Source organism: Streptomyces sp. NPDC007162, assembly GCF_040634175.1.
GTDB lineage: Bacteria > Actinomycetota > Actinomycetes > Streptomycetales > Streptomycetaceae > Streptomyces.
Map to the genome: position 1 here is coordinate 1 of NZ_JBEYFC010000469.1, position 6974 is coordinate 6974.

Sequence of the window (6974 nt, forward strand, 5' to 3'; positions counted from 1 at the left end):
GGCGGCATGCGAGCGAGGCGACCTCGATGAAGCCCGAGACTCTACCGACCTTCTGCCGGCGAACCTGGGTGGTCCATGCGCAGCCTGCCCCGCCGAGCCTGCCGCCACAGGTCCATCGCCGTATCCACCGACGCGCCGCAGGCAACCGCATAGGCGCGCACGCTGCGCTCACTGGGAACCGACTGGCCTGATGCCGCCCGCTGCAGCGTGGTGGCGTGAACGCCCACACGCGCGGCCAACTCGGCATACGAACAACCGCTGTCCGACCGTTGGTCGCGCAGCCACCTGGCAAGCTTCACCAGCGCTCGGTTCGAGGAGGCAATCGGCCTCTCCTTGCGCCCCACCGACGTTCGGCCGTCAGCCGGCGGCAATAGCGGCCGCAGCCTGCACCACGGTGCGGCGCAGGCGCCTGCCTCCTCCACGGACGGCAGTCAGCGTGCTGGCCGCCACCAGGCCGGCGCCTCCCAGAACGGCCAGGACGGACGAAAGCTCCAGACCGTACATGGACAGGACACAAGCCAGCACGACGATCACGACGATCACCACGGCATCGGCGAACGGAGACCGGTGCCCGCACGGCGTACCGTGCACCGCGCACTGCGCTGGAAAGAGAGTTCGAGCCATGGTCTTCTCCTGAGTCATGAACCCCCGCACAGAGCGGGGGATGTTGCGGGCTCCAATGCCGAACATCCGAACGGCGTTTGCCGACGCCGTCCGGGCTCTGCATCCTGCCACTCGCCCCACCGGCCAGGGGATACCCTCAGAATCAATGATGCGTCAGCGTCCAAGACTTTCATGCAGATCTGTCCACGCGCCGTTACCAGTGCGCACCCGGGCCGAACAGGATGTTCACCGCCGACGGCAGAACCTCCTGCCCCTCGCACGGGATTTAGATGGCGCGCCATCCCAATCGTGTTCAGTGCCCGTTCAGAGACGGCAGGCACTATTCGACAGGCACCATGGCTTCGGCCGCTCCTGAAAGTTGCGGGCTCCACCCGGCGGTTCAGGAATCCCAGCGCGATCACGTTGCCGCGTGAGACCGCTCCAGGCCGGCACTCTCCCTGAGAGCGCCGGCCTCGCCGTATACCCAGAAGAGCGGGCTCCGCTCGCAGCCGTCGGGCTCCGCCGCACACCACCCGCCGTAAAACCGCGCCACTATCGGGCTGGTGTAGGCGTCACTGCTCCCACGCCGGAAGAGGTTGTGAACAGACCTCCACACGTTATCGCGAACGCTGGTGATGTGGCGGCCCAGTTCAGCGGGTGAGGTCATGAGCCGACGTGAAGGCCGAAGCCGTAGCCGAAGTAGGTCACCGCGCTGTGGCGGGGCGGGCCGTCCGCCGCCGTTGGCTGGAGGTCTGCACGGTTGGGCGGGCGAGGACGGTGCCGTCGTCGTGGGCGAGGGGCAGTTGTCGGCCGGTCATCCCGAGGGCAAGGCGTTGGGGCGAGATGCTGTTTGCGTAGGAGGCCGTATCGCGCGTGCGCTCCCCTGCGAAGGACGGGCCGCGCACCGACGCGTTCAGTTATGGCTGCTTCGGACGGGTGGACGGCGTGATCATCTGCTGCTTCTTGCCCTGGATGCCGCCTCCTTAGCCTCGCGCTTTCGTGAAGCGGGCTGTCCGATAGGCGGTCAGGTAAGCGAAAAGTGCCTCTGACCAGCGAGAATGAGGATTGCTGAGGTCCTTGTTCCCGCCCCTGTCGGAGGCACTTTCCAGGTGAAGCAGCCTACCGGGTCCTACCCCCATGTCCGTGTCCGGGACGACGGCCGAGCCGTGGTCTCGCAGGCCGGTTCGGTCCTGCTGGTCGAAACGGCCCGCAAGACCGGTCTTGACCGGGCCATATCCGCAGCGCTCGCCCCCTGGCGCAAACCGCGGGCCGTCCACGACCCGGGCAAGGTTCTCCTGGACCTCGCGCTGGCGGTCACGCTCGGCGGAGACTGCCTCGCCGACGTCGCACTGCTGCGGTCCGAGCCGGCCGTGTTCGGGCCGGTAGCCTCCGACCCGACGGTCTCCCGCCTGATCGACACCCTCGCCACCGCCGGCGGGAAGGCACTGACCGCGATCCGCGCGGCTCGGGCGGAAGTCCGCAGCCGGGCCTGGAAGTTGGCTGCAGATCGGACTCCGGACGCCGACGGGCGGGTGACCGTGGACCTGGACGGAGTGCTTGTCGTCGCGCACTCAGACAAGCAGGACGCCGCCCCGACCTGGAAGAAGACCTACGGCCACCACCCGCTGATGGGGTTCGTCGACCACGGACCGGGCGGAACCGGGGAAGCCGTCGCGGCCCTGCTGAGGCCGGGCAACGCAGGCTCGAACACGGCCGCCGACCACATCAGTGCCGCCCGCCTCGCCCTGGCCCAGCTGCCGAAGAAGTACCGGCGCGGGCGGCAGACCCTCATCCGTTGCGATTCCGCAGGCGGCACTCACGAGTTCGTCGCCTGGCTCGCCCAGCGCGGGCGCTGGTTGTCCTACTCGGTCGGCATGGTGATCACCGAGGCCATCCACAGCCACGTCCTCAAGATCCCGGCATCGGCCTGGACCCCGGCCGTCGAGACGGACGGCGAGGTCCGCGACGGCGCCTGGGTCGCCGAACTCGCCGGCGACGTCCTGGACGGCTGGCCCAAGGGCATGCGGCTGATCGTCCGCAGGGAACGGCCTCACCCCGGTGCACAGTTGAGAATTACGGACGCCGACGGCATGCGGATCACCTGCTTCGCCACGAACACCCCCGACCGGCCGATCGCCGAGCTCGAGCTCCGCCACCGGATGCGGGCCCGCGCGGAGGACCGCATCCGGGCCGCGCGTTCGACCGGCCTGCGCAACCTGCCCCTGCACGACACCGCGCAGAACCAGGTCTGGCTGGAGATCGTCCAGATCGCTCTGGACCTGCTGGCCTGGATGCCCATGCTCGCCCTGACCGGCAAGGCCCGGCTCTGGGAACCGCGCCGCCTGCGACTCCGCCTGTTCACCGCCGCCGGCCAGCTCGTCACCACCGGCCGTCGCAGCATCCTTCGCCTCGCCCGCCACTGGCCCTGGACCAACGAGATCACAGACGCTCTCGAACGGCTCGCGCTTCTGCCGAGCCCCGGCTGAACAGCGGATTCGCCTGTCCCTACGAAAGAGGACCCAGCCCGGAGCAGTGGAACCCGGCGCGCACCCGACGCGACACTCGGGCCGCCAGCATGCCCGCCATCAACCACAGAAAGCGAAACGGTCCACCGACTCCGTCGGCGGACCGTCATGCAAGATCGAGGTTAGGGCGGTTGCACAACGAAGGATGAGCTGAGCCATCAGGAAAGGAGCGGCTGGGGATGATCTGTCCTCGTATCATGTGCTGTCATGGGAGCGCACCTTGAAGCGGATACTCACCGCGCCTTCCACAACGCCTCAATGGATTCCCTGCGGCCCGCCGGCGCTGTCGTTATCGGTGACCTGGACGACCCTCACGTCGAGGCGGTGCTGCAGCGGCTTCCGCGGCAGGCAACAGCCGTTCTGGACGCGGCCACGCTGCCTGCTGCTCTGAGTCGCCTGAGCCCACTGGACAGCGTCGTGTTCGACCGGTCCGGACAGCCCGTCCGTTTGTCTCGGCACGTGCCCGCCCGCGGCTGGATCAGACGGCTGGCACCTGCGGGCTGGGACGCTGGAGTGGAGCTGGGCGGCCAGGCCGCAGCGCGTATGGCTGCCCGGATGACAACTCTTGCCGCAGTGCTGCGCGATGCAGGACTCACATGGCTGTGCACGGTGGATGCGTTGTTCACTGCCGAGAACAAGATCGTCCAGTACCGGACAGCCGCAGCGTTGGGAGTGGCCGCGCCGGCCACTCTTGTATGCGGCGACCCGGCTGTCCTGGCGGCGGAGCTGGGGGAGCCGTTCATCATCAAGCCGCTCGGCCCTGGCAACTTCGCCGGCAGGGACCGCAGCCAGCACATCGTGCACGCCCAGGAAGCCACCGGCGTCGCCCTGACAGGCGTCGACCTCCTGGACGCGCCGTTCCTGGCGCAGCGCAAACTGCACGCCCGTACACACTTGAGGGTCGTCACCGTCAACGACCGTGCCTGGACCGCCGAATTGGACGCGACAGGACTGCCCCTGGACTGGCGGCAGGCCGACGAAGCCCATCACGCCTTCACTGCGTCCACGCGCTGGCCGGCGGTGGAACACGACGCCGTCCGGCTCGCCAAGCATCTCAACACCGGCTTCAGCTGCCAGGACTGGATCGTGGACCAGGCCGGCCCGTGGTTCGTGGACCTCAATCCGGGCGGCCAGTGGCTCTTCCTTCCGGAGTCCATCACCGAGCAGGTGGCCGACAGCCTCGCCCATTGGCTGCAGGGCATCTGACATGGCAGCAGTAACCGGCCGCTTCGCTGAAGCCCGCCTCTACCTCATCTACTGCATGGCGCTGCTGCACCCCGGCCGAGCCCTGCCCACTTTCGCCGAATTCCCCGATCGCACCTGCGACCTGGACCAGCACAGCGACGATGAACTGGCACTTCTCATCGAAGAGGGACGCAGGCAGCTCGACCGGCAGATAACCGACCTGGACCGCATCCGCAACAGAGCAGGTGCGCTCGCCACTGTCTCGCTCGCCCTCGCCGCTGCCCTCGCCACGAAGGCCTCCGACGTCGGACAGCGGCACTGGATCCTTCTCGCCCTGTATGTCTGCTCCTGCACGCTGGCGGTCCTGGCCGTCGCAGGAGCCGCCTCCATCCTTTCCGCCCGAGCGGTCTTCGGCCGCACCGATACCTACCTGGCGACGCAGGGCGCCCGGCCCCTACGCAAGTCGCTTGCGGAAACGTATGCGGAGCTGTCCGGTGTTGGGGAGGAAACAGTGAGAACCTTCCTCACGGTCTTCCGTGACGCAGTGACACTGACGGTAGCTTCCGCCTTGGTCTCCCTGCCCGTTCTGGCAGGCCTCGCACACGACACGAACAACACGCCTGCCCCGAAGGAGCAAGCATGCCGAACCTCTACGACGTGCTCAGCGCCGACGTCTGCGAAGTGAGCCCCCGAGACGTACCAGCAAGCTCTCCCACGCAGCCCCCGAAGCCCAAACCGGGAACTCATCTGACTGCTGCGGTAGAGACAATCGACAACGATTACGCCGGCATGCTGCTGGGAGCGGTCAGCATGTGAGCCTAGACGGACGCACCCTGCTGCGTTGGGGAGAGACCGCGTCGGTGAGGGCGCGCGAGTCGGGCCCCACCCTGTCGAGCGCCAGGCTCAACAGTCCTGCAGGCAGCCCCGTTGGCGCTCACGACCGATCTCGACGCGTGGCGCCAGGGGCGACCGGCGCAGCTCGCCCTCGACGGCCCTTTCCCCTGGCACCGCCGGTGAGACGAGGTGAGAGGTTCTCCTACCGGGAGTGTCGGCACTTCGGCGCGCTGTGGTCTGCCGCCGCCGCTGCTACGGCACGCCCAAGGCCTCTGGCCTCGGCCACACCGCCCAGCTTGACGAAGGAGCAACTACGTCACTTCGTGTCGTCCGCACACGCACCTGCGAGAATCCGCACGTGAGTTCCCCATCGTCGCGTAAGCCGACCCAACTGTGTTCTGAGCCGGACTGCGGGCAGCCTGCCGCGTTCTCTACACGTACGAAGAGCATCTGGTGTGACGCTCACATCACCCAAATGCTGCGTGCGGGCGGCCTGGAACCGCTGGAGCCCTTCACGAAACCGAAGGCGTGGCGCCTTACCCGGTGCCTGGCATGCGGCTGCGAGGCGCACTATCGCTTCGAGTACACCCTGGAAAAGAACGCCTACGGGGAAGCGACGTGCCGGGCCTGCTACTGGCGGCAGTGGGCGCGGAAGGCTCGCCAGGCCATGGGCGCGTACGCCGACCTGAACCCCGTTCCGCACGCCGAGGCGCGGGAGCACGCCGAGAAGAACGGATACGACTACCTCAGCGCACTGACCGCGCCCTCCTTCTCCGACGACCCGCACCATGTCCGGTGCCGCTACTGCGGCCGGTTGAGCGCCGAGAGGCTAGGGGACATCGGATTCGGCTGCCAGTGCCAGGTCAACCCTCGGCGTGATCGCCAGACGACCAAGCCCACCGGGTCCAAACAGCGCGACCTCCTCAACAACAGCGAACTGCCCGTCCTCGACTGGTGGGACCACGAGCAGAACGACGACGCCGCCTGGGAGACCGCCACCGTCAAGGCACGGCGGGAGGCGGCCTGGCGTTGCCCGGACTGCGGACTGCGGTTCAGGAAACGGATCCTCGACATGGTCAACATGCGCGAGTGCCCGGAGTGCGCACCGAAGCGACGGGCTGAGTGGGAGGCGGAGCAAGCGCGTTATCAGAGGACGCCGGTCGCGGACGTGCCCGAACTGCTTGTGGCATGGGACGACGGGACGGATCCCCGGACCGTAATGGCCGCGGACTACCGGCACTGTCAGCTACGTTGCCCGCGTGGGCACCGCTGTCGCCAGTCTCCCCTCACGTATCTACGTAACGGCTGCCCGTCCTGCCGCGGCCAGGACACACGCGCGTCGCGTCTTGTGGCGATCGAGACCGATCCAGAGGCCTTCGGACTCAACGCCGAGATCGCCGCGCAGTGGCACCCGACCAAAAACGACAAGACTCAACTGTCGAAGGTGTCGCCCGGTTCACGCAAGCTCGTGTGGTGGCGGAATGAAAACTGCGGCCACGAGTGGCAGGAGACACCGGCCCGTCGGGAACAGGGCCAGCGCCTGCGCTGTCCGGAGTGCCGCACGATCCTCGACTCACTCGCCTACCACTTCCCCGATCTGGCGGCGGAGTGGTCGCCGGCCAATCCGCTGTCCGCGTGGCAGGTGCGCCCGACCGGCCAGACCTTGTTCACACCTGCCTGGATATGCTCCGCAAACCCAGATCACACATGGCAGGCCGCCCTATCCTCACGGACTAGGGCACGTCTCTAGTTGTGATCATCAGGTTTGCAGAAGACTGCCGATCCAGATGGTGGCTGCGCGGAGATGAAGTCCGGCCAGGTAGCTCT

The 6974-nt window shown here is 67.6% G+C and carries 6 protein-coding genes; 4 read left to right on the top strand and 2 right to left on the bottom strand.

Annotation, left to right across the window (positions count from 1 at the left end):
- Nucleotides 1-41 precede the first annotated feature (41 nt).
- Both ABZ646_RS36230 and ABZ646_RS36235 read right to left on the bottom strand, forming a co-directional pair.
- Nucleotides 42-422 carry a helix-turn-helix transcriptional regulator gene (locus ABZ646_RS36230; RefSeq protein ID WP_360528772.1) on the bottom strand — a complete coding sequence of 127 codons (381 nt, stop codon included), beginning with the start codon at nt 420-422 and terminating at the stop codon, nt 42-44.
- Entirely contained in the window at nt 358-642 is a 285-nt protein-coding gene (locus ABZ646_RS36235; protein WP_326806063.1) for a hypothetical protein, read from the bottom strand. The genes ABZ646_RS36230 and ABZ646_RS36235 overlap by 65 nt, the downstream gene beginning before the upstream one ends.
- Before the next feature lie 1070 nt (nt 643-1712).
- Here ABZ646_RS36235 and ABZ646_RS36240 point away from each other — a divergent pair.
- From ABZ646_RS36240 to ABZ646_RS36255, 4 genes are all read left to right on the top strand, one after another.
- Nucleotides 1713-3089 (top strand): IS1380 family transposase, encoded by a 1377-nt coding sequence (locus ABZ646_RS36240; RefSeq protein ID WP_360528776.1) that lies wholly within the window; start codon nt 1713-1715, stop codon nt 3087-3089.
- A gap of 246 nt (nt 3090-3335) precedes the next feature.
- Nucleotides 3336-4334: a hypothetical protein gene (locus ABZ646_RS36245; protein ID WP_360528779.1), complete on the top strand. Its 999-nt coding sequence runs from the start codon at nt 3336-3338 to the stop codon at nt 4332-4334.
- A 1-nt stretch (nt 4335) separates the two neighbouring features.
- On the top strand, nt 4336-4998 hold the full coding sequence (locus ABZ646_RS36250) for a hypothetical protein (RefSeq protein WP_360528782.1): 663 nt from the start codon (nt 4336-4338) through the stop codon (nt 4996-4998).
- A 624-nt stretch (nt 4999-5622) separates the two neighbouring features.
- A complete protein-coding gene (locus ABZ646_RS36255; protein ID WP_360528785.1) occupies nt 5623-6897 on the top strand; it encodes a zinc-ribbon domain-containing protein in 1275 nt (424 codons plus the stop codon).
- Nucleotides 6898-6974: the final 77 nt, after the last annotated feature.